This is a genomic window from Cyanobium usitatum str. Tous (assembly GCF_003011885.1).
In the GTDB taxonomy this organism is placed as follows: domain Bacteria; phylum Cyanobacteriota; class Cyanobacteriia; order PCC-6307; family Cyanobiaceae; genus Cyanobium_A; species Cyanobium_A usitatum.
Map to the genome: position 1 here is coordinate 1 of NZ_PXXO01000022.1, position 24,296 is coordinate 24,296.

A 24,296-nucleotide genomic window follows, 5' to 3' on the forward strand; every position below is an offset into this window, starting at 1 on the left:
CTCGAGGGCGACACGCTCGGCCTCGGCTAGACGCTGCTGCTCGAGCCGCGCTGCGGCCAGCCGCTGGGTTTCAGCCTGGCGCTCTGTGGCGATGCGCTCCTGCTCGAGCTGCTGCTTGGCCTGCTGCTCGAGGGCGACACGCTCGGCCTCGGCTAGACGCTGCTGCTCGAGCCGCGCTGCGGCCAGCCGCTGGGTTTCAGCCTTGCGCTCTGTGGCGATGCGCTCCTGCTCGAGCTGCTGCTCGAGGGCGACACGTTCGGCTTCGGCTAGACGCTGCTGCTCGCTTAGCTGATCTCCGACTTGCATGGTCGGTAGGGCTTGCGATCTCTCATCTTGCTCTGGTGCTGATTTTGATTCTGCAGGTGCAATAGTGGCAGAAGCTTGCGATAGCGAATCAGAGCATCTTTGGCCGCAAGAATTCTCGCTGAGTGGCTTTTTATCTTGAGACTCGGCAAGGCCCGCGCTTTCAAGAGCAGAATTTCGAGCAGATGGAGCTGATGGCGAACTCTGTGATAGTAGAGGCTTTCTTGAACTTAAAGTAGAGTTTGTTCCAGGTTGAATCGTCGGTGCGACTTGAGCTGACGATGTCTCCTGGTGACCAGGAACACCGCTTTGACCTGTTCGATCCTGAGGCACGCATCCACCTACGAATGCGGCTCCTAAAATGGCTGCGCGAGCTAGCTTGTGATATGTGGACATTTTTTCCACAACAATATTAGTTGCTTCAAGTGTATCAGAACAGCCAGCTCCCGGCAAGAGTCGAACAGATGCTGCTGATGAGCGCCGGGTTTACTCGGCTTTGCTTGCTCGTGACTTCCACACCGAAAGCCAAGGAGGCGTGTGGGCGCGAGAAGCCCAAATAAAATTCTATGTAAGCGAGTACCTGGTGATAGAGCGGACAAAAGACGTAGCCTCACTCAGTGCTGCACGGACCCATCCCAACCTTTAGGTACCACTAGCAACAACCCAGCTGGACCAGGCATTCTGTGACATTTGGTATCACGTCAACCCAGTCCCCCCCCCCCTGGGCTTGAAGGTATTGTCCCAGTATATTGGGATTATTGTTCACCGAGGCGGATAGGCTGATTTGATTGCGGCAGCGCATACATAAGATTGACTAGTAGCTTTTATTTGACCCTGTATCGCCACCAGATTATGAGACTAACGAGGGAATCGACACAGGCAGGATCGGGCTGAAGTCCCTGTTATTATCAGCTGCAATCGGCGTTAAAGTTGCCACGTTTACAGATTAGATTTCTTAGCAATACCCCAAACCTTCGATCAGGGCACTGGATTTTTGAAGCAATCGCAACTGTGCCACTTCCTACCCCACGCTGCTCTGAGCTAGTAGTGGCTCAATCATCCGCACATTCATGGTGCTCCTGAATGATCCAGAGACAACTCTGCTGTCAGATGTTTGGCTGCTGCTAGCACATCAGATAAATGAGTTCAGTTTTAGGTGCAGTTTGTGGCGATGGGGAGACGCATATGCTTTCTTAGACGATGATAGGTGAGTCTTAAAAGAGCCAGCGGACGTGGCTGCTTTCGCCATGTTGTGATACTTGCGGGGTAGACTGACGTGTAGGGAGATCAGCCAAAACGACATTATTGGATTTCAATCCGTAGGCAAGATAGGAAAATGCCGAAATCCCATCCCCAACCAAGTGGCGTGCATTGTTCATCAATATGAAGTCTCGAATTGCTTCCACATTGAGCAGCTCCTTACTTATAGGCTGCGAGCCTCCAGTTGTTGATTTAGACCAGTTCGCATCAGATAACGATTGCCCGCGAACTTTATGAATACCCGTGTCTCCCATCAAACCATGGGCGCGATTGGCGATTAGCGTAGCTTCACCAAAACTACGCATCCATTCCTCCGCCAAAGAGGGAGTGTCAGTGAGGATATAAAGAGGACACGGCATGGATCCTCCCCTGAGCTGTTGCAGCACATCAAAGATCTCTTGCATGTAGTGGTGGGCTGACTCCCACTGTATGTGCTTATCATAGTTAGGACTGTCTTCAGAAATCGAGCCTCCCGTCCAACTTTTAGTGCCACCTCTGAGGTGAACAATATCGTAATGGCCAGCGCTCAACTGATGCTCATTCACGCAGACTTGTAGGGCTTGAGAAATAAGCGGTGTTGGTCTAATATGATGGGCGTCGCAGCATTCGAACTTCCGCGGTCCTATGCTTGGGTAGACCACAATCGAATGTTCAAAATCTGGCTCATTGCCTTCGATAATTCGCTCTAGGCAGCCACCATTGCTTGGCAGTGCGAAGTCAGGATCATGAACAAACTTTTCGTAATCTGCATCAACTAAATGATTACCCCAGGCTTCTGGAACTACGCTAAGATCATTGCTGGCATATATGAAATCCCCTAGGATTTTTGTAACGAACTCATTAAACCTTAGCGTCTTGAGTCCTTCGATGCGAAAATAATGCTCAAGTTCGAGGCTCTGTTCGTGGGCCCAATAACTGTCGCGCCAATCACTAACTAGGCATCGTTGTGTAGACTTTGCATAGGCGATTGCTTGCAATAAGCACTGAAGTCGATTTCCAAACCCTCCAAATCCTTTTAGTAGAACAAATTTCATAAGCTACTTTTGAAAAAAAAAGGGTGAGAGCAACGCTCTCACCCTTAACAACTATGCTAGGAATTAGCGTAGTTGAAATTATTGGGCAGAAGTAGCAGCAAAGGCTTGAGCGAATGCGCTAGCACTGGTGCTGTTGCTCTGCGTCGCGAAGGATGAGGTCGAAAGGCTAGAGCCAGACGAGGCCTGAGCGTTTCCGTTGCCACCTTGGTTAGGGGCATCCTTGCTTGCTTGGGCTTGGAAGTTGGTTGTGGAGGCAGCATTAACATCTGCAATCACACCAATACCCTTGACAGTAACCTCGCTGAGGCTTTCACGAGCAGCCGCTGCTTGGGCAGAGCTGGAAGCTTGTGCGTAGGCCTGCTGATACGCGCCTTCATAAGCCGCACTGTATTCGGCTTCGGTGGCGTAATCGGTACCAGATCCCCAGGTTGAGCCAACTGCTAGCTGAGCAGTAGCCGAAGCACTGGAATCAAATGAACTTGCCAGTGCAGCGATAGCACCGGAGCTGGTACCGGTATCTTTGGTTTGGAAGTTCGCAGAAATTGTGCCCGACTGTTCACCAGCCCCGGTTGTAGTCTGGGAATTGGTGCTTACAGTGCTATAAGCATTGTTATAGGCAGATTCCCAGCCACTTTGCCATGCAGACTCAGATCTAGCGTTGTATTCTGCGGTGGCATCGTACGCGGCTGAGCCCTCTCCTTTCCAGTATTCAGCATCAGCACCGTTGGCGCCGGCTTTGTATTCATACTCCCCTTTGCCTGTCCAGGTAGCGGTTTGATCCCACTCGGAGGACCAAGATGAGCCATAGGAGCTGGAATTAGCTGCGGATGTAGCTGCGTTTACTGCAGCTTCGGCAACGGTTGAAGTGTTAAATGCTTGGGTTGCAGTACCAATGGTCTGCTGAAAACGGCTGGTTCCTGCCAGGTCCAGATTGGCAGCACCATTAGCGGTGTAGTCGGAGGTGCTCGAAGCAGAGGCGTTGACGCCTAAGTTGGTCGAGGAACCTACGTTAAAGTTGTTGTTGGTGCTTAGCTGGTTGTTAAAGCTTGCGGTACCACTACCGGAAAAAATAACAGATCCTGCTGAAGGAGTCTGAATGTTAAACAGTTGATCTGGCACTGCCTTGGCGGCAGGAGCGGCGAAAGGGGCGGCAGCCAGAAGGGCTGCAAGCACGAGTGGCTTTTTCATGGTTAAGAAACGAATGGGTCGACGCATGCCGACCCATTTATCTTAAAGGCTGATGCGCATATGTGTCAAGCAGATTGCCTGGGGAAGCCGCCCAACGTTTTGTATCTCGTATCCCAGTCCACAACGAACAATTCTTGAGGGACCTCAAGCTTGATTAATCGATCGAAATCGTTTGGCCGTTACTGTCCGTGATCGTCGTTGAGCCGTTCACGGCTTCGACATTAGTCCAATACCCAGACGTCGTTCCCACAACTCGGCCCGGCTGGGTGTTGCTGACTCGAAAGCCATAGTAAGCTTCCGTGCCCACACCTTGGATGAAGGGGGGCTGGTTGATTGGTCGGTTTGGGAGCGGCGACCATTGTGGAATTGTGTCAAACGTTGTGGAAAAGGATGCAGGATAGGTTAAACACAGATTTCCTGGATTCTCTCCATCAGGGTCGTTGGGGTAGCAAGGGGCAGCACTGGCAGGCACCACGGCATAGAGCAGAGGGAAAACCGCAGTTGCGGCACAGCTTCCAAGAAACGAAAGGAACTGGAAGGTGGCGGTATTTCGGTGGATTCGAGCTGACATCAGAATCTTAAGTTTGACCAGATCCTAGTTGAATAGATCGATTAATGGGGTTAGCTGATCCGGTAATTCTGGGGTGATCGTGGGAGGCAGACTTGGAGTGGTAGGCTGATCAAATCTCTCAAGATTGATTCTCTTCCCGCTCACGCCGGCGTTCCTTCGTGGGGCACAAGAAAAATATGCCTGTGCGTTAAGTACAGAGCTAGCCATGACGCACTGTACAGATTTACCATCTTTCTGCATGCAGTTAATGATAGAACCGGGAACCAGTTCACATTCGATGCTTTCACTGGTATCAGTACGAGAGCAATCTCCCGTCCCATCATGATTTGAAGTACAGTAAATTATGAAAGAAGATTCTCTGGCGACCAGGGGTTGGCCTGATGGTAAAGTTTGAACAGCACCATGAAGCAAAATTAATGCAACTGTTGATCCTATCACAATAACATGGTTAAATCTAACTCTTGGTAGTGCGAGGTGTTTTCGGCGTTATCATGGGAGTAACAGGGATTGGGCCTGGACGTGGTTGTGAGATGCGAATAGATGAACTTGCTACCTTTGCGCACTTCTCAAGGTACGGGAACCTATCCGGATCAACCACTATACCTTCCTTTTCAAGTTGAGAGCAAGCTCTGATAAGAGAAAGATCTGTTGAAATCTTTCGATCTAATGTAATCTGTTTGGCCAGGTCAGCGCATTGCCTTAGTACAGAAGACCCGAAGGGGACAACTAGTCCAAGGTTGGCAGAATAGTTGATGTTATCGTTTGAGCTTGTATTATCTGCAATGTCTAGCGCATTTTGGTTGGTTTGGCCCCAACTTCCCCCTGCATAAAGAGATGGTGTCCGGCAGAATATGCCTGGAGCGAAACCGTTTTCGTTATTGAATGAATTATTGGTTTGATAGTTTATGTTTGTCCCTCCAGATGTGATCGATGAAGCAGAGGGCGCTGCTTGGTTGTTGAGCGTGGAACTATTATTTGTTTGCTGTGCAAGTGCTAGTTCGGGGACTAAAAGTATGAAGCCGCCTAGTGAGGCTAGTAAAGTGATAAACTTCATGGAATTAGTTTAGAAGCTCGTTGCAAATGATTGGCTGAACGTTGACTCTGACTTCTCAACAACCACGGTTGATGTATGAGTTGCCAATGCTGAGCCAGAGGCAACGCCCCCGTATTCTGGATTATAATTTTCTGGGTCAACAGAGCGAATTGATGATCGAAACATGGTCCCGTCATCAATAAGAAGAAGATTTTTTCCGGTTATCCCTTGCAGATCAACGCCGCCACCTGTTGGTGTTGCTGTGAATACTGCTTTCGCATTACCTGAATCATCACCAAACTTGTTAGTTACGAAGCTGCCTTGCTTCAAAAGTAAGACGGCTTCATTGTCTACAATAAAGTTGGGATTTGAGTTAGCGGATGTAGTAACTCCGTAAGTAGACTGAACAGAGTAGCTGAAGGTGCTTTTGGAGCCTGTCGTTCCTGATGTCTGGCCTTGAGACTGCGCTAACACAGATGCGGGAGAGGCAGCAAGCGAAAGCGAAACGAGTGCAATAAGCTTACGGATCATCATAAGATATTAAAAGCTTTGAGCGAATGTCGATGAAAACTGGTTGGTCTGAATATCAACTGTTGTGTTAGAGGTGATAGTTGCAGTAGCGTTGCCATTGGCAAATTGCTGCTCCGAATAAGCTTTTTTACCATCTACATCTGAATAAAGGCAATTGCCCGCGCCTGCGCTGCATGGTTTGTCAGGGGTATATCCAACAGTATTTGGAGATACACTTGCTGCAAATGTAGAACCCCCATCTCCTGTAAGTGAGATGTCTACTGTAGCGCCCACGCCCTCGAGCAGGGCGTTGCCTGATGCAAAGTTCGCCTGATCGGTAGTAATAGTACCGTCGCCACCAGGAATCGGAATAACGCCAGTTCCCTGTGCTTTCAAATTCGAAATTGTTGCTTTAGTGACGCCTGCTGTATCGCCAGAACCAATACTACTTGTAATTGATGCAGTTGAAGGGACGAATTTGGATTCAATAATTGAATTCATTCCTGGAGAGCTTTGGGTGGAAAGCGAAGCCCCGAACGCTGTGTTCGTGCCAAAGGCAAGGGAAGATTTAGAGCCATTCTGGACAGATAGGTTCTGGGTTGTTCCCTTCTCGGCAGGAGTGGGATTGGGAAGGATCTGGGCCTTTGCTGCGATCGGTGACAGCAGCACCAGCAGCGCGACAGCGTGAGAAAACGACTTATGCATGACCTGAGAGGAGGAGAGGCCTAGGTCAGAAGGCGCTCATGCTCCTCCCTCACAGGCCATGTGCTTACCACAAGATCCTACCGCGTAAATGCGCATGCTGCAACTATGCGGCAATATGCTGCCTGCCAGGGCCGCCTAAAAGTGCCGTCACGGCGGGTTGGCGGAGCCTGGTTGCGTTGGCCTTGGCCAGCGGGCTTGGCTCATTCCCATGCACCAAAGCCCGATGCTGCAGTCGTTCAGGCGGATTTCAGCAATCTGATCAGCTTCCACAAGGCCATCCCTGACGGTCGTTCCCGCCGCGGGGCCTCTTACCTGCAGTTGTTATTCCTGTTGGTGGCTGTGCTGGGGATTCTCAGCGGTTGCCGCAGCTCCAGTGATAGTGATCTGGAGGGGGCTTCCAAGCGGCATCTGGAGCCGCTGGGCCAGGATTTCAAGTGCTGGCTCTCGGCTCCCACCTTCCTCTACTTGTTCAGCAGAGCCCATCTGCACGATTTCTTCCAGGTTCTGCAGGCCTGGCTGATCATCCAGATTCCAGGTGGCACGCACGGGCTGGACCAGTTGGTGTGCTGTAGCAGCACTCTCATTGGTACGGATGTGGAGACCGAGGTCGATCAGCACACATTCGTGGTCTAGGTCACGGTCTATGCCTGAACCCTGGCTTGAAGACCCACGACACCCTTCAATCCATTTAGCGAGATGCACTCATGGAGCTCCTAAGCACCCCGGATCTGGAAGGCGTGCTCAACTAGGCGGCTGACTTCCACACGACGCAAGCGTTTTTGATGGTGCTCGATCCAGTGATGGCCTCATCCTTAGTGTCGCTTGTTTGGGGAGATGTAGGCCTCCACCCCCTCCCCTCACAGGCTTTCACGTTGGTGACACTGCACTTTCTGGCGTCGGCAATTCAGACACCCGGCGACTGGCCGGTTTTGGCTCGATCCGCTCGGTCAGATGTCAATCAGCTTGGAAAGTGGAAAAATTTTAGGGTGGTTGGAACATTTTTCGTGACGCCTCAACACCTCTGAAGCCCTCATCGGTCGCAGCTTTTCATCATGACGGTCATGACGCCCGCTCAATGGCACAGGTGGCTCAGCTGTATCGCCAGAAACCTATGCAGCAGCTCTTGTTTGTAGGTAGTTTTAACTCTTGATGCCAACGATTTCGCCGTGTTGCACCAGCCGGCCCATCGCATCTACAGGATCGATCCGCTCGGAAGGATCTCGTCCAATTCGCGGAATGGCTGGTCGGATGTGATCAGCAGGGAGCATCAATCGTAGCTGTTGGCAGATCAGCTCAAACAGCACCGAGGTCTCCAGCACGCTCCGGCGCACGTAGGAGATGTCGTCGATCACCACCAGGGAGGGCGTAGCTGTCCAGCTTTTGGAGCAGGGCCGGCAGCTCGTAGCTGGCCTTGGCCTTCTGCAACAGCTGCACCAAGGCCGTGGCCGGGAAGAAGAGGCAGGACTGGTCCTGCTCCATCATCGCCATCGTGATGGCAATGGCCAGGTGGGTATTGCTCACCCCGCTGGGGCCCAAAAACAGTAGTACCTCGGCTGCAACAGCCAGGTGTGGCTGCGGGAGAGCACCTGCAGTTCCTGCCAGTGCTTGGCCTCCAGATGCTGGTGATCAAAACCCCCGAGACCCTTTTGTTAGGGATCACCTGGTGCTCTCCATCGACGGCGGCCTTGGAGTTGTAGCCCTGAATCCAGCCGTCTGCCCGTTTGAGGATGTAGCTGTCGGGGTCAGTGAAATTGCGCTGGGCCTGGGGTTCTGGCTTTCCGGCTGCATCCTTGGGGAGCTGGCCGTGTGGAATCTCCAGTGGATCCCTTTCATGGGCAATCTTCTGGGCATCATCTGTTCGTTTGCGGGCACAACGGCTGCTTTTCGTCGCTACTCGCCTCGGTCTCCTTAGCATCCTGCTGAGCAGCATGGGTCTTTTCTTCCCTTTGATGGGCCTTGGCGGCAGCTGCTTCCACTTCCAGCTCAGCCTTTGCCCTTGGCTTAGTGCCCGTCCTCCAGGGCCTCGATGATTTCGGCCCTGAGCACTAGCCCGCTCGTGGCTCATGGCCTTTGCTTGCTGGCATTGGTGCGAGTCTTGGTGCCATCCAGCGCCACCTGGCCCAAGCTCACCAGCCCAGCTTTCTGGCAGAGCCTCAGCACCTGAACGCACAGCCCGGCCAGGGCAGCCAGGTGACGGTGACGGAAGGCGGCGTCTTCCCAGCAGGCCTTCTCCCCCCGGGATCCATCTACCGGTAGTCGGCGTGGATCTGCTCAAGATCCAGCTCAGCGGCCAGATCTAGTAGGAAGACCACCAGGTGATGCTCCGGCAACCACTTCACGGGCGACGGCGGCAAGAGCAGAGTTTGCTCGGGGTTCCAAGGGCGGGGCCATACGCCATCTGTTGCTTACCAGCCTGCGCACAGTTCAAGAAGCGTTGCTGCGCCTGATCGGGCAGCGGTGTAGCAGGAGTGGCACTGGCCGCGGGATGTGCAGCTGCACAAGGACGCGCACCGCTACGCCTACCGCAACGGGGCGCCATGATTGCATTTTTGGGCTGCCCTGTTGCAGCAATCGACCCAAGGGGATTGCCTCAGCGTGATCCAAGCCGTCTAGGCCAGGCTGCTAGATCAGGCTTCATCGATTAAACTCTTGACAAATGGGCAGGACAGGTCCGTGGCTGATTTCCTTAACGGCAGTTTTGAATCCGGTACGTTCTCAGGCTGGAGCACACTGGGTAGCGCAGTGGTCCGCCAGGGCTCCGTTGATCTAGGCAGCAGTAGCGACAGCAATGCCAGATTTGAACCAACTAACGGCAGCTATTTTGCTGAACTATCAAGCCAGGATAAATCACTCAGTGATATTGAGATATTTCTTGGCCTCGACGTCGGTAGCTTCAACGCATCTTTCGATACAGAAAAAGACAATACTTACACCGTCGGCTCAGCTATCAAGCAGTCCGTCCATATCAGTGCCGGCCAGAAGCTCTCTTTTGATTGGAAATTTAAGACAACAGATTACTGGTCGTATAATGACTCGTCTTTTGTTGTCAGCGGCCCTTCGAGCGCCAAGCTTGCCAGCGTATACAGTGCCGGAAATTACGGAGCGCAATCCGGTCGTTACGATTATACATTTGCCGATAGCGGGGTTTACACAATTGCAGTTGCCGTGTTTAATGAAACCGATTCTAGCGCCAGCTCCTATTTGGCTGTTGATAATTTCACGATCACTAGTGCTGCTGTGAATCGTGCGCCCACTAGCGCCAATTGCTCGGTGCGTACCAGCGAAGATGTTGCGTATACCTTCTCTACCTCTGACTTTGCCTTTTCTGACGATGATTCAGGCGATTCACTCAAATCTGTTCTGATCACCTCGGCACCTGATCTCGGCCAACTGCTTTTTGACGGCTCCAGCTTCACTATCGGAAGCAGTGGCTATTCCATTGCCAAGGCTGATCTAGGCAAGCTCACCTTTGTGCCCGCTGCCAATGCCAATGGCGATGGATATTCCTCTTTTCAGTTCAAGGTACTGGATCAGGCCGATGCCGCGTCAGCCGCATCCACCGTCACGATCGATGTCACCCCTGTGGATGATGCACCTGTCAGTCTTAGGGACCTGAATCTTCTTGACCAAGCCTATGAGACAGGTTCGAGTCCACTGGGTATAACTCTAGATTCTGTCGACGCCCACGGAGCTGCCGGCGCCCTGTTTGCTGAGATCCTCGACCCAGATGATGATCAGTTGCTGATCACAGCTGTTCGATGGAAGGATGTGTCTGGTTCACAGACCAACAACCAGTGGAGCGAAGTTAGCACAACGCAGGCCACCACAATCGAGGGCATCTATGGAACGCTAACGCTTGCTTCTGATGGCTCTTTTACATACGTCGTTAAGGACCAACATGTCGGCTTCTTGACCCTTTTTGATGGCCAGAGTCTTGTGGATTATTTCCGCCTGCAAATCTCCGATGGACACGGTGATCCGATAGATCAGGATCTCAATATTGGTATCAATGGCCGGGACGAAGTTGCGAAACCCACCATTGCGTTGGTTTCTGCGGACGATCGTGTGAACCGGGCAGAAAAAGGCACAGGCGTCACACTGACAGGGCTCGCCCCTGGTGCCAGCACGGTGGATGTCAGCTGGGGTGCCACAACAAAGCATATATCGGTTACCAATGGAGCCTGGTCTACACACTTTGCTACCACGACTGATCCAAATCAGAGCAATCCGCTCTTAGCGGTTATCTCTGAAATTCCTGACGATTGGCAAGACACAACGATCCGAATTACAGCCTTTGATCACGATGGCCACGCCTCTCTGCAGACCGAGCGTGCAGTGGTGGTTGACACCAGTTTCCCCACCATGCCCTGGCTTAGCCAAGTGGCAGGAGATGATCAGATCAACGCTTCCGAAAAACAAAACGGCATCACACTCATTGGAAAAGCTGAAGCCGGAGCTACTGTCACACTGAATTGGGCCACAGCTACCAAAACGGCTCTTGCCACTGCCAATGGATTTTGGTCGGTTCAGCTGGCATCCAGCGAGATCCCAGATGATAGTCCGCGTTCAACACTTCTTTTTTCAGCAACTGATCAAGCCGGCAATACGTCCCTTGTTAGTCGATACTGGGTTGGTATCGATACAGTCTCACCACAAATTCCCACCTTTGAGCCCATAACCAGTGACGGCATCATTAACATCAAAGAGTCTGGGCTTGGTATCCACATCTCTGGTCAAATTGAGAGGGGCTGCGCTCTTCTCCTGACATGGGACAATTTGTTTATACGCCCATTTGTATGGCCTTCAGGCAGGTGGAGCCAGTGGATCACTGCTCAACAGCTGGCCAGTCTTGACCTAAATGCTCCGATCATTGCCACTGTGACCGATAAGGTTGGCAACAGCACGATCTCTCCTCCTTTCCATCCAACGTTTGACCTGCTGGCACCCAAAGTACCGCTGGTTGAATCCCTTGGTGTGCTCGTGAATGGGCAGCAGGTCATCAACGCAATCACCAAAGCAGCTGGTGTACTGCTAATAGGGAAGACAGGCAGTGCAGACGCAGCCAGCACCATTCGTGTTATGTGGGGTAGAACTGACAAGACTACCCTTGTGAACTCAGATGGTAGTTGGAGTATCCTCTTTAGTGCTACTGAGCTGCCAGCTGACACTGCGGCATCTGTTGTCAGCGTTCAGGCAACTGATGCCGCTGGTAATTCTTCATCCATCACAACCCAAACTATCTTGATCGATACGAAGGCACCTGATACTCCTAAAATATTAACGATTGCTGGAGACGACCTAATCTCAGCCGCAGAAGCCTTGACAGGTGTCATCGTTGAAGGCGTGGCTGAACCTGCCACCTCCATCACCTTGTCCTGGTCGTCACTCACACGCACCACAACAACAACAAGTGGTGGCACCTGGAGCATTTCTTTCAATTCCAGCGAGCTTGGCTTCTTAAGCCAGGGCGCCACCAGCCTGAGCGTCCTGGCTAATGATCTGGCCGGTAACCATTCGAGCAGCGTCAGCAGGAATGTGCAACTGGCCACAATTGCACCTGCTGTACCCTCGTTGGATGCTGTAGCAGCGGATAATCGTATTAATCTAGTTGAGGCACAATATGGCATTACTCTCCATGGTAGGTCTGAAGTTAACAGCCAAATCAATGCTCGCTTAGGAGCCAGAAGCTTCACTGGTAAGGCCGATCCGAGTGGCACTTGGAGTATTCGTATTCGTTCTTCGGATTTGCCTTCGGCTGATGGCACAGCAATGCTGCACCTTAGTGCTATCAATGCTTCTGGTTTAGAAAGCAATGTACTCACCCAAGCTCTGCAGATCGACCGCAGTGCCCCCAGGCTTCTCAGTCAGACAGTTTCTGGTAATAAAGTGCTCCTTTTGTTCTCTGAGGATCTTGCCTCTTCTAGTCTCGTAGCCAACAACTTCCAGGTCCTGGAGAATCGCAGCCTTGTTCCTGTGATGCAAGCTGGGATCGCAAGCACTCAAGCTAATCTTGTTGAACTAACTCTAGGTCGCCAACCCGCCTCCAGTTCAACGCTCAGCACGACTTACAGCCCTATGAGCGGTGGAAGATCTCTTGTTGATATCAGCGGTAATTCGGTTAGTGCCTTTAGTAATAATGTTGTCAATAGTTTTCGTTCCACTTCTTCGGTGGTGAATCTCGCAGCAACTTACCGCGCTGTTGAGCTATTTGGGTCTGATCCCATTAGTGGAGTTGGAAATGCAATGGCCAACAGCATCACAGGCAATGATGCTGGCAACATCTTGGAGGGTCGAGCTGGAGGAGATACTCTCACCGGGCTGGGGGGTAGCGATGTCTTCCGTTACTCTGTGCTCAGTGACTCACTGCTTAACGAATATGATTGGATTACCGACTTAGCGATTGGATTTGATCGTATTGATGCACCTCACGCAGTCACTTTTGGCGGTATCCGTCAGCTCGGATCCGTTTCAGCGCTCACTAACGTCGCCTTGCGGCAAGTGCTTTCTTCTGATAACTTTGTCGCAAATGGTGTTTCCAGCTTCAGCTTCGGTACCCGTACTTTCCTTGCTCTTAATGATTCTATCGCTGGATTCAGTTCCTCAAGAGACGCCGTAATTGAGATCACAGGCTACTCCGGTAGTCTCAACCAGCTTGAAATTATTTGATCGTGATGTCGATTGGTTCGTGATGGTGTCATCGGATTGGGAGCAGATTAAGCAATCATTTTTAGAGCTTGGTGGTGATGTCCAGAACCTCGAGCCTCGAGTTGGCATTAGAGGCCGTGGACTTTTCTCGCTGGATTCTTCAAATCCATCTCGAATCTTTTGTCCTAAGCAGCTCTTGCTGCCGACCATTCATCTCCAATTTCTTGACAACGGCGGCATCTCGATCATGGATAGCTTGTGCTTGCCTGATAATGCCATCCATTTTCTCCATGATTATTACAATTATTGGAGTTGGTCGGGTGGTGGCCGGTCAGAGGCATTGAGTTTTCTTGAGGGGCTCAGCAAGTTACCCATTCAATACAGGCATAAGCTGATTGCCTTGGGCTTACTTTCGCCAAGTCTGTTGATCCCTTCATTGGCAGAATCATCGCTATATAGGCGCTTTATTTCTACCCGCACCGTTTCCTATGAAGGCTCCCATGTTCTTGCGCCGGTATGGGATCTTGTGAACCACAGTGCCTTTTCCCAGCCTTTCCGTAACACTAGCAACGGGATCGAAACGCCGCCCCGTGGCGATGCACAAGAACATCTGCAAAAATATGTACACTTAATGAGTCCACTTGGAATGTGGGCTCACTATGGTTTCAGTTGCCATTCGACTGTAGCCTTTTCCTGCCCGATTACCCTCTCTAGTGTTCTCTCGCCCTTCGTATTGCAATGTCTAGGTGAGCACTACTCCGAGGCATCTTATCGTGAGAATAATCTTAGGGTTGACAATCAAGTGATTGTTGTGAGTTGTCTTCCCATTGGAAGTATTTCGGCGCCTCTGCCAGTTGCTACGTTGCTCTCACTTCTTCGTCCTCTTGGTCTTGCCGATGCTGTTGTGTTTGACTTTTTTCATCAGCTCACAGATTGGAACATCGCCATTCGATCCGAGCTTCTTCAAGATATCAGTCACATTTCGTCGTCCTGTTTAGATTCCCTTCGAAATGGCCTCTCTCTCGAGTTAGATCTGATATCTGAATCGGGTATCGGTAGGTAGCTTGTCGTAGCTAGCATTAGCGCGCTAAAGCTTGTGCCAAGCGAGGCTATGGTCTCAACAAAGTCTAGGTCATTTAGTAGTGTGCGGTTTCGTCTAGTGGCTGTACTGATGTAGCTTTTTATGCTGATCAGGCTATTTCCCTTCGCAATACCGGCAAGATTACGCATGGCCATTATGTGCCCGGGGTTTGACTCAAGGGCTAGCAAGTAATGGTGACTTGCTTTTGAGAAGTCGCCCATGGCTTCGCAAGTATTGGCAAGATTATTGTGTGCGTCTGCATAGTTGTGGTTTGCATCTATGGCACTTTCATAAGCGCTGATTGCCTCTACGAGATTACCTTTCTGTCTAAGGGTGTTTCCAAGGCAATAGTACGGCTCGCAGGCTGATCGATCACGCTTAATCGCTGCCAAATAGGCTTCTATTGCCTGATCGTATTCGCCAATTCGATGCAAGGAGCTCCCAAGGTTGGTGAGGAGGCCGGGCAGTTCGCGATTTATCTCGCAAGCCTTCTTGTAGGCACTTATTGCATCTTCGAATAGTGATTGTTGAGCAAGGATGTTGCCAAGATTGTTGTATGCTTCGGCGTAATTCGGCTTAAGTTCGATGGCCCTATTGTAGGCAGATATTGCTTGGCCTGTTCTGCCCATTGCTTTCTGCAGATTCCCGTATTCAAAGTGCCTGGCGGGATTTGAAGGGCCGAATCTTAGTGCTTCTTGAAAGCATTCGATCGCCAACCCGAGTTCGCCCTGCTGTTGGTAGATGGAGCCTAGGTACCAGTGGGCATCGGGCACTTCAGGTTTTATGGCTAAAGCCATCTTGAAGTTGTCAATGGCGTCATCAAGCCTGTTTTGCAGCCAGCAGATGGCGCCGAGCTTACAGAATAAGATGTGACTTGAACCGGCACGTCTCGCTAGCTTGCGCAGCACTAGTTCAGCCTCCCTGGCTTTCCCCTGCTTGACAAGTTTGTCTGCAAGTCTGAGCTTCTCGTCAAGTTTGACGGAGCCAGGAGCGGAGTGGTTCATTACCCGGGCTTGGTGTGTCGCATGTCCATCTGGATTCCCATCAGCTTAGCTGTGCTTGTCCCATTGCCTGTGTATTTTAGCGTAATTCTAGGTTTGGGCTCCTCCCGATTTTGTGGACACTGTTTAGTGATTAGCGTAATTGAGTGTACTGGCAGCGATGAACTGCTGCTCATAGTCATTTGCTCGGGTAGCTGACCCTGAGCCCTGCAATCGCCCACTGGCAAACCGCAGTTCAGCCGCAGCATCGCTGATGGCCCTGCCGGCCGTCGAAATCGGTGACCGTGTCTCGCCAGCGGCTGGAGGCATCGTTGGCCTGATGCGAGATGAAGTCTGCTCCTTCTTCCCAGTTGAGCGGGACTGAGACCTGGCCGCTAGGCACGTCTTCTGGAGATAGGTGCCGATATCGCCATAGGACGTCAGGCTGTCACCGAAGACCTAGAGCTGTTGAAACAGGCCCTTAATCTTTGGGCTTGAAGGGGTCGCCATGGAGGTTTTATGTTCCAGCCTGGGGACTGAACTGTTAACCCCCCCCCTTGCATAGCCGTTCCTTCATTCGCAGTGGTTGCTGAAATGAATTTGCATTGAGCCTTTCGCTGCTCTGGCAGGCCATCGCTTCAATTCGTTCTTACTGGACCGGTGGCAGGTGAGCAGCCAGGAAGATGGCGCAGCCTTGCCAGCTCGAGGCCCAAAGTGATCAGAACTCAATCAGGAAGGAGAAGATAGGGTCCATTGACGTTCTAGTAGAGGCATCGTGGGTCAATTAGAGCCCTTGGGCCTTCGCCCACGTCCCAGATGGGCGAGCTTCCTCTTTCCCCTTCTGGTCGCTCTGCTGGCGACGCAGTTGCTGGTAGCGGCCCCCCTGACCCGAGCTGCTGACGCACCTAGTCCGGCCTACATCGAACTGGATGGCCGCCGGGTGCTTGAAATCCGTGTCGCCGCCGGTGCCCAGACACCAGCGCAGTTGGCGAGGGTGGCTAGCCAGCGGCTGGCCGAGCTGGCCGCCAACTATTCGATCCAACCTGAGCAGATCGTCCTGCAAGAGGACCCGCCGTACTCCACCATCGGCGTGATGCGGGAGGGAATGTTTGAGCCCCGCCTCTCAGTGGATGACCGCAACGCGGCTCGCTTTCAGCTCAGCCGCCAGCAGCTTGCCCAGCGCTACCTCGAGCAGATCCGCGCGGCGATTGTGCGCCACCGCCAAACCCACAGCCGTTCGGACTGGTTGCGGGGGGGCGCACTGGCCCTGCTCGCCCTGGGTTTCTACATCCTGTGGCTGCGAGGCCAGATCGCCCTCAACCGGCGCCTGGAGCGCTGGATCAACGACCCCGCCAACCGCCGGATCCGGGGGCTGCAGGTGGGGGGGAACCAGTGGCTTACCGCCGATCAGGAGCGCAGCCTGCTCGATCCCCTGCGCCGGATCGTGCACGGGGCCGTGCTCCTGCTGGTCAGCTACCTCTCCATTCCCCTTTTCTTGGGGCTGTTTCCCCCCACCCAGGCCCTCGCCGAAACCCTGCGGCGCCAGATCACTGGCCTCGTGGTGAGCGGTGCCCTGGCCGTTTCGAGGGCCATCCCCGACCTGATCTCCGTGGCGGTGATCCTGGGTCTGGCCGTGCTGCTGATGCGGGCGAGCAACGCCTGGTTCCGGGCGGTGGAGAAAGGGAGCCTTCGCCTGAGCTGGTTTTACCCGGAATGGTCCCGGCCCACAGCCCGACTAGTGGGCATCGGCATCCTTTTATTTGGTGTGGTGGCCGCCTACCCCTACATCCCAGGGGCCAACAGCAAGGCCTTCCAGGGGGCCGGCCTGTTCGTGGGCGTGCTGGCGGCCCTGGGCTCCAGTGCCGTGGCCGCCAACCTGATCGGGGGGTTGATGCTCACCTACACCCGGGCCTACCAGGAGGGCGACCGGGTCAGCATCAACGGCACCGTCGGCATCGTTCACGACTCCGCCCTGCTGGTGACCCGCCTGCGCACCCCCCGCAACGAGGTGGTGAGCATCCCCAACGCCACCGTGCTGGGGGCCTCGATCATCAATTACAGCCTGGCCCGTCGCGAGATCGCCCAGCCAGTGGTGATCGCCACCACCGTCACCATCGGCTACGACGTGCCCTGGCGCCAGGTTCACCGGCTGATGCTGGATGCGGCCGGCGCCACCGCAGGCATCAGCCAGGAGATCCCCCCGTTCGTGCTTCAGACCTCACTGAACGACTTCCACATCAGCTACGAGCTCAGCGCCTACGTGGTGGATGTGGACACCTACCGAAGCACCCTCTCAGATCTGCTGGGGGCCATCCAGGACCAATTCGCCGGCGCTGGCGTTGAGATCCTCTCGCCCGGTTACCACGCCATGCGCAACGGCAACGGGAGCACGGTGCCCCCCTGGCCTGCCAAGTCCTTTGGCACCCCGACCCCTACTCCGCCCGCCGCCGGCTGAAGGCTCTAAAATGAGATCGGCCGGGCTGGTTCAGCTTTCGGCTGAGCAGGCAAATGCCCGGGACCAATGCTCCGGGCTTTGTTGTCTCTGCAGTCGATCAACTTGATAGCGCTGCCACCCCTGCCAGCACTGCACCGCTGGCCGCCGCTGCACCGATCACCTGCAGCACGCTCCAGCGCAGCCGCAGCTGCGCAAATAAAGCTAACGCCACCACCACTGCCGCCCAAGGGTTAAAAATGCCGCCGGACCAGAGCACCGGCCCGGCGAAAAACAGCGCCAGGCTGGCGATCACGCCCACCACGACGGCGGTGATGGCGCTCAGCGGCGCCCCGAAGCGCAGGTCGCCGCGCGTGGCTTCCACCAGAGGTGCCCCGGCCAGGATGAAGCCGAAGGAGGGCAGGAAGGTGAACCACACCGTCACCAGCACCGCCGCCAGGGCCAGGGGCCAGGGGCTCAAGCCTGCTGCGATCGATTGATTCCAGCCGCCCATGAAGCCCACGAAGGCCACCACCATGATCAGTGGTCCCGGGGTGGTTTCGCCTAGGGCCAGGCCATCGAGCATCTGGCTTGCCGAGAGCCAGTTGAACTGCTCCACCGCCCCTTGTGCCACATAGGGCAGCACGGCATAGGCACCACCAAAGCTGAGCAGGGCCACCCGCGTGAAAAAGCGGGCCATCAGCGCCAGGGTGCCGCTCCAGCCGCCGGCAATCGCCAGAGCTGCGAGGGGCAGTAGCAGGGCCAGGGCCCAGATCAACAGCGTCACTGCCAACCGCCGCTTTGAAAAGCGCGCATGGTCCGGCGAGGCGGAGTCATCGTCGTGAAGAGCGCCAGGCCGATCCTGCTTGGAGTCGCTCGATCCGGCCCCGTGGGGCTTGCTCGCCACCAGCAGGTTGGGCCGCCAACGGGCGGCGCCAAGGCCGATCAGGCCAGCGCTGATCACCACCACGGGATAGGGAAGCTTGAACGCCGCCAGCGCCAGGAAACCGGCAACCGCCAGGGCCACCAGCAGGGGCGTATGCAAGGTGCGGCGGCCGATGCGCCAGGCGGCCATCAGCACAATTGCCAGCACCGCCGGTTTGAGCACGGCGAACACCGAGGCCAGCAGTGGCAGCTGCCCCCAGAGCGCATAGATGCTGGCCAGGGCCGTGAGCACAAACACTGAGGGGATCACGAACAGCCCCCCGGCGATCAGGCCACCGGGAACACCGTGCATCAACCAGCCCAGGTAGGTGGCCAGCTGCATGGCCTCCGGCCCCGGCAGCAGCATGCAGTAGTTGAGGGCGTGCAGGTAGCGCCGTTCCGATAGCCAGCGGCGCCGGTCCACCAGCTCGCGATGCAGCAGGGCGATCTGCCCGGCCGGACCGCCGAAGCTCACCCAGCCCAGCTGGAACCAGAAGCGCGAGGCCTCAGCCAGGCTCACAGGGCTGACGGATCCAGTGGTCACGGGCTTGGGCAATGGGGGCACGATCTATATCAACGCACAGGTCAACGCAAAGCAGTCTGGGCAGCGGCTTCCCAGGTGCTCGCCATGGGCGATCAGCCCCTGGTGCAGTTGGCAGGAACGCAGTTCACTCCCGCGTGGTGCCTAAACCAGTGACAGGTCATGCAGATCTTGCGGCTGCGGGTCTTGAGCAGCACCGCCTCATCGAGATAGGGACACTGCCGTAATGCGGGAGCCATGCTCCAGCACAAAGCCGACCTACTCCAGCTACGCACTGGGACCCTGGTGCCGCGAACCTGGTGCCGCGGAACATCCAGGCTCGCTTTGCATGCCCAGGCCTCCTTGTCGAGGGCTGTTGCTCTTCAGCCTTGGCAGCCCGTGAGCGCAAATTGGCTCGTGTCTACTTTTAGCCAGCTACCTGGGCCACCCTCATCCCTCACTCCACTTCCAGCACTCCTCGCACCATGTTCATGCCGCAGTGGAAGGGATAGACGCCGGCTTTTGTGGGGGGCAACTCCAGGCTGGTGGTGGCATCAAGGGGCAGATCGAGGCTTTTGTGGAAATCGGGGAAGATCACCTGGGCCAAGCAGCTGCTCGGATCGACTCGATGAAAGGCAAGCCGCATCGGCTGGCCGGCCTTCACCTTGATTCTTGAGGGTGCATAGCCGCCATCCACAAGGATGGTGATCTCCTGCAAGCCTGCCTCGCTCTGGCGGGCCGCCACGCCACCGCCTTGGCGACCCAGGAACCACCAGAGCTGCCAGGCGATGAGAAGCAAGCCAACCATGGCCACCAGCCCTTTGAGGGCCAGGGGTTGATCGATGGTGCGCCAGAGGGGCGCTGCGGCAGCAAGGATCTGCATCAGGTGGTTGGAAGAGGTAGGTGCGCAGGGCGGAAGTTCCGCAACCGCAGGGCATTGCTCACCACCGACACGGAGCTGAAGGCCATGGCGGCGCCGGCGATCATCGGGCTCAGCAACCAGCCGGTGAGCGGAAACAGCAGGCCGGCGGCGATCGGGATGCCGGCCACGTTGTAAGCGAAGGCGAAGAACAGGTTCTGGCGGATGTTGGCCATCGCGGCGCGGCTGAGCTCGATCGCTGCCGGCACGCCGGCCAGGTTGCCGGAGATCAGGGTGATGTCGCTGGCGGCGATCGCCACATCGGTGCCGGTGCCCATGGCGATGCCCACATCGGCCTGGGCCAGGGCTGGGGCGTCGTTGATTCCGTCGCCCACCATTGCCACCGGGCCCTCACCCTGCTCCTGCAGCTTGCGAATCACCGAGGCCTTGTCGGCGGGGCGCACTTCGGCGATCACCCGCTCGATCCCCACCTGGGCGGCCACCACCTCGGCCGTGCGCTTGGCGTCGCCGCTGAGCATCACCACCTGCAGGCCCAGACGCCGCAGGCCGGCCACGGCGGCTGCTGAACTGGATTTGAGGGGATCGGCCACGCCGAAGCAGGCCTCGATCCTTCCGTCCACCACCACGGCTGCCACACTGCAAGCGGCGGCCTCAAGACGCTCCACCAGGGGCTGGATGGCGGCGGTGTCGATGCCCAGTTCCTCGAACCAGCGGGGGGTGCCGACCCGTACCTGCTGGCCGGCGATCAATCCCTGCACGCCGCGCCCGGCCACGGCCTCGAAGCCCTCGAGCGCAGGCAGTGCGCCGCCCTTCAATTGGCTGCGGGCATAGGTCGTGATCGCTTCGGCCAGGGGATGCTCCGAGCGGGATTCCAGCGCTGCCGTGAGGGCCAGCAGGGTGTCGGCCGGCAGCACGCCACCAGCCAGCCGCGCGAAATCGGTCACCTCCGGCTGGCCGCGGGTGAGGGTGCCGGTCTTGTCGAGCACGATGGTGCGCAGCTTGCCGGCCGTTTCCAGGGCCTCGGCGCTGCGGAAGATCAGGCCGTTCTCCGCCCCCTTGCCGGAGGCCACCATGATTGAGGTGGGCGTAGCCAGGCCCAGGGCACAAGGGCAGGCGATCACCAGCACGCTCACCAGAAACAGCATCGCCAGCACGGGATTGCCGCTGATTAGGAACCAGACCACGAAGGCGGCAATAGCCAGGGCGATCACCACTGGCACGAACCAGCCGACCACCTGATCGGCCAGGCGCTGCACCTGGGTGCGGGAGCTCTGGGCCTGGCGCACCAGTTCTACGATCTGGGCCAGCACGGTGTCGGCCCCCACCCGGCTGACGCGGAAGGTGAAACTGCCGCTGCGGTTCATCGAGGCGCCGATCACGGCATCGCCGGTAGCTTTGGCCACGGGGGTGGGTTCACCGGTGAGCATCGACTCCTCCACCCAGGAACTGCCTTCGCTCACCTCCCCATCCACCGGGATCTTTTCGCCGGGACGCACCTGCACCAGGTCACCGACCACCACCATCGACACCGGAATTTCAACCGGTTGTCCATCCCGCAGCACCCGGGCGCTGGGGGGCTGCAGCTGCAGCAGCCGCCGTATCGCTTCTGAGGTTTGGCCGCGGGCCCTGGCCTCCAGCAGCCGGCCCAGCAGCACCAGGGTCAGGATCACCGCCACGGTTTCGTAGTAGACGTCGGCGGGCAGGCCTTCAGCTATCAGCACCTGGGGGAACAGGGTGGTGAACAGCGAGGTGAGGTAAGCAATGCCGGTGCCGGCCGCCACCAGGGTGTTCATGTCGGCGAAGTGCCGCCGAAAAGCCGAGACGGCGCCGGTGAAGAAGTCACGCCCGCACCAGAACAACACCGGTGTGGTGAGGATCAGCTGGGTCCAGGGGCTTGTGAACCAGAAAGGCAGGAAGGAATGGTGCCCACTGCCCAACATGTGGGGCAGGCTGGAGACCATCACCAGCACGGTGAGGACGGCAGCAACGCTGACCTTGCGGCGCAGCAGGGTGCGCTCCCGGGCCAGCTCCCGCTCCATGCCGTCTGCTGATACGGCTGGGCCCTCGGCAGGGCAGCAGGGTGGGGAGGGGGCGCTCATTGTGTGCGTGACATCAGAGGCCTGGCGTTGGCGCGGAGCTATCTCTTCAAGCTAGTGATGTTCAGTTAGATAGAGAGCCATATCCCGTGATTTTCGTATTCTGGTTCTTGATATTTCTCCTTTGAGCTCAGTTATGTAGAAAGTGGATTGCACTGATCGCGCAGTAATAGGGCTGCAGGTTGATCATCTCGAAGTTGTCCGTGTGGATTTCCAGCACTCAGGCCCTAGCCCTGCGGCTTGAAATCAGCAGGGCCAAGCCGGAACCAATGACCACCAGCGTGAACAGCCCCAGCAGCCCTGAGTAAAAGGGCTGCAAATTCAGCGGGCCAAAGCGACCGGAGTGAATCTTGAGCAGCCAGAAGGCGTCAATGCCCTGCTCGAGCAGCAGGCTGTAGAGCGAGCCGGTTGCGGCGGTGAGCAGTAGTGGTGCCGCCGCGATCGGCACTACCCAGCGGTGCAGCTGACGCCAGCGAGTTTTAGGCAAAAAAGGCATGGCGGTTTAGTGGTGACGCAGGTGCTGGTGCAGGGTTGCCTCATTGCTGCAGGGCATCCACTTACCGCTGTTCTGGTGAGTGCCGGTGCAGCCGAGCTCCTTAGCCCTTTGCTCGGCCTGCTGCTGAGTGTCATGAAGGCCCTTGGGGTGGGCGCGGCTGGCAAGTGGTAAGGCCGCCAGGACCAGGGCGATCAGGGCCATGCGGCTAGTCATGGAGAAGAGATCCATCAGAGGTGAATCGATCAGATCAAAAGAGTCAGATCAAAAGAGTTAGAAGCCAAAGAGTGCGTCGTATTGGCTGTACTCCGGCTTGATCAATCCCTCCAGGCGCAGCATGCGGCGCAGCTCGATGATTTCAGCGCGCTGGGCCACGATGATCTCCCGCGCTAGCCGGCGCACGGTGGTATTGCCGCTCTTGTTGAGGGCGTCGTGGGCCATCTGCAGGGCACCGCCGTGGTGGGCGATCATCCCCTCGAGAAACCACACCAACCGGTTGGCTTTGGTGGGGGTGGAGCCCATCATCTGCATCGCCTGGATCTGGGCAGCGCCCATGCGCTCCAGGCTGCCCATGGAGTTGGGATCACCGCCCGGCCTGAGGGCCACGGGATAGACCGGCGCCTCTGGATACCAGGCCTTGCGCCACTGGGCCATCGCCTTGATCTCGCGGGCCTGCTCGCGCCAGATGCCGTTGGCCAGGGCCCCCACCCCGGGGTGGCCGATGTTGAACACAAACTCACTCATCCGCAGCGCACCGGTGTGGTGCTGCACCATCGCGTCGAGCCAGCGCAGGTCGTAGGTGGCTCCGGATGGGCCGACGTCATGGCTATGGCTGGCGTGAGCCTGGCTGGGAGACGCCGCAGCAGGGGCCGCCTGATGGTGGTGATGGTGCTGGTGGGGATCTCCCTGGGCCAGGACCGGGGCGGTCCAGATCCCAGCAAGTAATAGCGATGCAGCGAGGGGACGCATGGGTAGGGATTTGGTTGTGTTCCTACGATGGGGTCTCCTCTTGGTGGAGAGTCAAGTGGCCGCGCGACAGCGGGAGGAATTGACGGCCCAGGAGCTCCAGAAGATCGGTGCGGTAGCTGCCCATTCGGGCGTTTCCGTGAAAACGATTCGCTTCTATTGCGATCAGGGACTGCTGCGACCATCAGGCCGCAGTGAGGGGCACTACCGGCTTTTTGATGCGTCGGTGTATGGAGAACTGGCCCTGATCCGCACCCTGCGGGGGCTCGAGCTCCCTCTGCCCACAATCAAAGCCGTATTGGAGGCCCGCCGATCGGGGATGTGCACCTGCGACAACCTGCAGGCCACGATCCGCGTCAAGGCCGGCGAGATCGAGCAGCGGATTGCCGATTTGAAATCCCTCCATGCCGAGCTCAACGGACTGCTCAGCACTTGGCAGAGCTGCGGCGGCAGGCCGGCTCCAGTCAGTGCAGGCATCTGAAGGAGAAACGTACTGCCTGCGCCAGGGGTGATCTGCTGCTGGGCGGCAACACAGCTAAACCGCGCGACACCCTGGTGGGACCACAGCGATCTGGCCAGAACTGAAGGAGCTGAGGTCCCCCAGGCAACAAAAAAGCCCCCTTATGCAAGGGAGCTTTTGGGATTCCGTATTACCCAGCCGTAGCTGGGCTGTTGA

The 24,296-nt window shown here is 56.2% G+C and carries 20 protein-coding genes and 1 pseudogene; 5 read left to right on the plus strand and 16 right to left on the minus strand.

Going from position 1 to position 24,296, the window contains the following annotated elements; genetic code table 11:
* The 5 genes from C7K55_RS12920 to C7K55_RS13380 form a co-directional block, all read right to left on the minus strand.
* On the minus strand, positions 1-306 hold a 306-nt coding region (locus C7K55_RS12920), incomplete at its 3' end, for a hypothetical protein (RefSeq protein WP_479415237.1).
* A 1,211-nt stretch (positions 307-1,517) separates the two neighbouring features.
* The gene (locus tag C7K55_RS13370; RefSeq protein ID WP_127432045.1) at positions 1,518-2,597 is read right to left on the minus strand and encodes an O-fucosyltransferase family protein; all 1,080 of its coding nucleotides are present in this window, start codon (positions 2,595-2,597) and stop codon (positions 1,518-1,520) included.
* Positions 2,598-2,675: 78 nt separating this feature from the next.
* The gene (locus C7K55_RS12925; RefSeq protein WP_127432046.1) at positions 2,676-3,812 is read right to left on the minus strand and encodes a hypothetical protein; all 1,137 of its coding nucleotides are present in this window, start codon (positions 3,810-3,812) and stop codon (positions 2,676-2,678) included.
* Between the two features lie 1,607 nt (positions 3,813-5,419).
* Entirely contained in the window at positions 5,420-5,920 is a 501-nt protein-coding gene (locus tag C7K55_RS13375; protein ID WP_127432047.1) for a hypothetical protein, read from the minus strand.
* A 9-nt stretch (positions 5,921-5,929) separates the two neighbouring features.
* A complete protein-coding gene (locus tag C7K55_RS13380; protein ID WP_127432048.1) occupies positions 5,930-6,604 on the minus strand; it encodes a hypothetical protein in 675 nt (224 codons plus the stop codon).
* A gap of 195 nt (positions 6,605-6,799) precedes the next feature.
* Between C7K55_RS13380 and C7K55_RS12930 the strand changes: the two genes are divergently transcribed.
* Positions 6,800-7,237 carry a hypothetical protein gene (locus tag C7K55_RS12930; RefSeq protein WP_127432049.1) on the plus strand — a complete coding sequence of 146 codons (438 nt, stop codon included), beginning with the start codon at positions 6,800-6,802 and terminating at the stop codon, positions 7,235-7,237.
* Positions 7,238-7,743: 506 nt separating this feature from the next.
* Here C7K55_RS12930 and C7K55_RS13835 read toward each other — a convergent pair.
* From C7K55_RS13835 to C7K55_RS14270, 3 genes and pseudogenes are all read right to left on the minus strand, one after another.
* On the minus strand, positions 7,744-7,956 hold the full coding sequence (locus C7K55_RS13835; protein WP_127432050.1) for a P-loop NTPase family protein: 213 nt from the start codon (positions 7,954-7,956) through the stop codon (positions 7,744-7,746).
* Positions 7,898-8,125 carry an ATP-binding protein gene (locus tag C7K55_RS12935; protein WP_161956171.1) on the minus strand — a complete coding sequence of 76 codons (228 nt, stop codon included), beginning with the start codon at positions 8,123-8,125 and terminating at the stop codon, positions 7,898-7,900. The genes C7K55_RS13835 and C7K55_RS12935 overlap by 59 nt, the downstream gene beginning before the upstream one ends.
* Positions 8,126-8,653: 528 nt before the next feature.
* Positions 8,654-8,815 (minus strand): annotated as a pseudogene (locus tag C7K55_RS14270) (IS5/IS1182 family transposase); the annotation flags it as partial.
* A gap of 462 nt (positions 8,816-9,277) precedes the next feature.
* On the opposite strand from C7K55_RS14270, the gene C7K55_RS12940 reads away from it, so the two are divergent.
* Together C7K55_RS12940 and C7K55_RS13390 are read left to right on the plus strand one after the other, a co-directional pair.
* Positions 9,278-13,270 carry a bluetail domain-containing putative surface protein gene (locus C7K55_RS12940; RefSeq protein WP_127432051.1) on the plus strand — a complete coding sequence of 1,331 codons (3,993 nt, stop codon included), beginning with the start codon at positions 9,278-9,280 and terminating at the stop codon, positions 13,268-13,270.
* On the plus strand, positions 13,257-14,312 hold the full coding sequence (locus C7K55_RS13390) for a hypothetical protein (protein ID WP_127432052.1): 1,056 nt from the start codon (positions 13,257-13,259) through the stop codon (positions 14,310-14,312). The genes C7K55_RS12940 and C7K55_RS13390 overlap by 14 nt, the downstream gene beginning before the upstream one ends.
* Here the strand turns inward: C7K55_RS13390 and C7K55_RS12945 are convergent.
* Entirely contained in the window at positions 14,225-15,334 is a 1,110-nt protein-coding gene (locus C7K55_RS12945) for a tetratricopeptide repeat protein (RefSeq protein ID WP_106633143.1), read from the minus strand. The two genes, C7K55_RS13390 and C7K55_RS12945, sit on opposite strands and share 88 nt — an antisense overlap.
* An 841-nt stretch (positions 15,335-16,175) precedes the next feature.
* Here C7K55_RS12945 and C7K55_RS12950 point away from each other — a divergent pair.
* Positions 16,176-17,765, plus strand: coding sequence for a mechanosensitive ion channel family protein (locus C7K55_RS12950; RefSeq protein ID WP_241518376.1), 1,590 nt, complete (start codon positions 16,176-16,178; stop codon positions 17,763-17,765).
* A 97-nt stretch (positions 17,766-17,862) separates the two neighbouring features.
* On the opposite strand, the gene chrA is transcribed toward C7K55_RS12950, so the two are convergent.
* From chrA to C7K55_RS12985, 7 genes are all read right to left on the minus strand, one after another.
* A complete protein-coding gene (gene chrA / locus C7K55_RS12955) occupies positions 17,863-19,209 on the minus strand; it encodes a chromate efflux transporter (protein ID WP_241518377.1) in 1,347 nt (448 codons plus the stop codon).
* Positions 19,210-19,301: 92 nt separating this feature from the next.
* Positions 19,302-19,445, minus strand: a complete 144-nt coding sequence (locus C7K55_RS13940; RefSeq protein ID WP_241518378.1) for a hypothetical protein — start codon at positions 19,443-19,445, stop codon at positions 19,302-19,304.
* A gap of 197 nt (positions 19,446-19,642) precedes the next feature.
* A complete protein-coding gene (locus C7K55_RS12965) occupies positions 19,643-20,068 on the minus strand; it encodes a cupredoxin domain-containing protein (protein WP_106633146.1) in 426 nt (141 codons plus the stop codon).
* Positions 20,068-22,164, minus strand: a complete 2,097-nt coding sequence (locus tag C7K55_RS12970) for a copper-translocating P-type ATPase (RefSeq protein ID WP_396094844.1) — start codon at positions 22,162-22,164, stop codon at positions 20,068-20,070. The genes C7K55_RS12965 and C7K55_RS12970 overlap by 1 nt, the downstream gene beginning before the upstream one ends.
* Positions 22,165-22,381: 217 nt before the next feature.
* Positions 22,382-22,657: a hypothetical protein gene (locus tag C7K55_RS12975; protein ID WP_106633148.1), complete on the minus strand. Its 276-nt coding sequence runs from the start codon at positions 22,655-22,657 to the stop codon at positions 22,382-22,384.
* A 6-nt stretch (positions 22,658-22,663) separates the two neighbouring features.
* The gene (locus C7K55_RS12980) at positions 22,664-22,885 is read right to left on the minus strand and encodes a DUF3721 domain-containing protein (protein WP_241518379.1); all 222 of its coding nucleotides are present in this window, start codon (positions 22,883-22,885) and stop codon (positions 22,664-22,666) included.
* Between the two features lie 42 nt (positions 22,886-22,927).
* On the minus strand, positions 22,928-23,623 hold the full coding sequence (locus C7K55_RS12985) for a DUF305 domain-containing protein (RefSeq protein ID WP_106633149.1): 696 nt from the start codon (positions 23,621-23,623) through the stop codon (positions 22,928-22,930).
* Positions 23,624-23,678: 55 nt separating this feature from the next.
* Between C7K55_RS12985 and C7K55_RS12990 the strand changes: the two genes are divergently transcribed.
* Positions 23,679-24,101 (plus strand): MerR family transcriptional regulator, encoded by a 423-nt coding sequence (locus C7K55_RS12990; RefSeq protein WP_241518380.1) that lies wholly within the window; start codon positions 23,679-23,681, stop codon positions 24,099-24,101.
* Positions 24,102-24,296 lie beyond the last annotated feature (195 nt).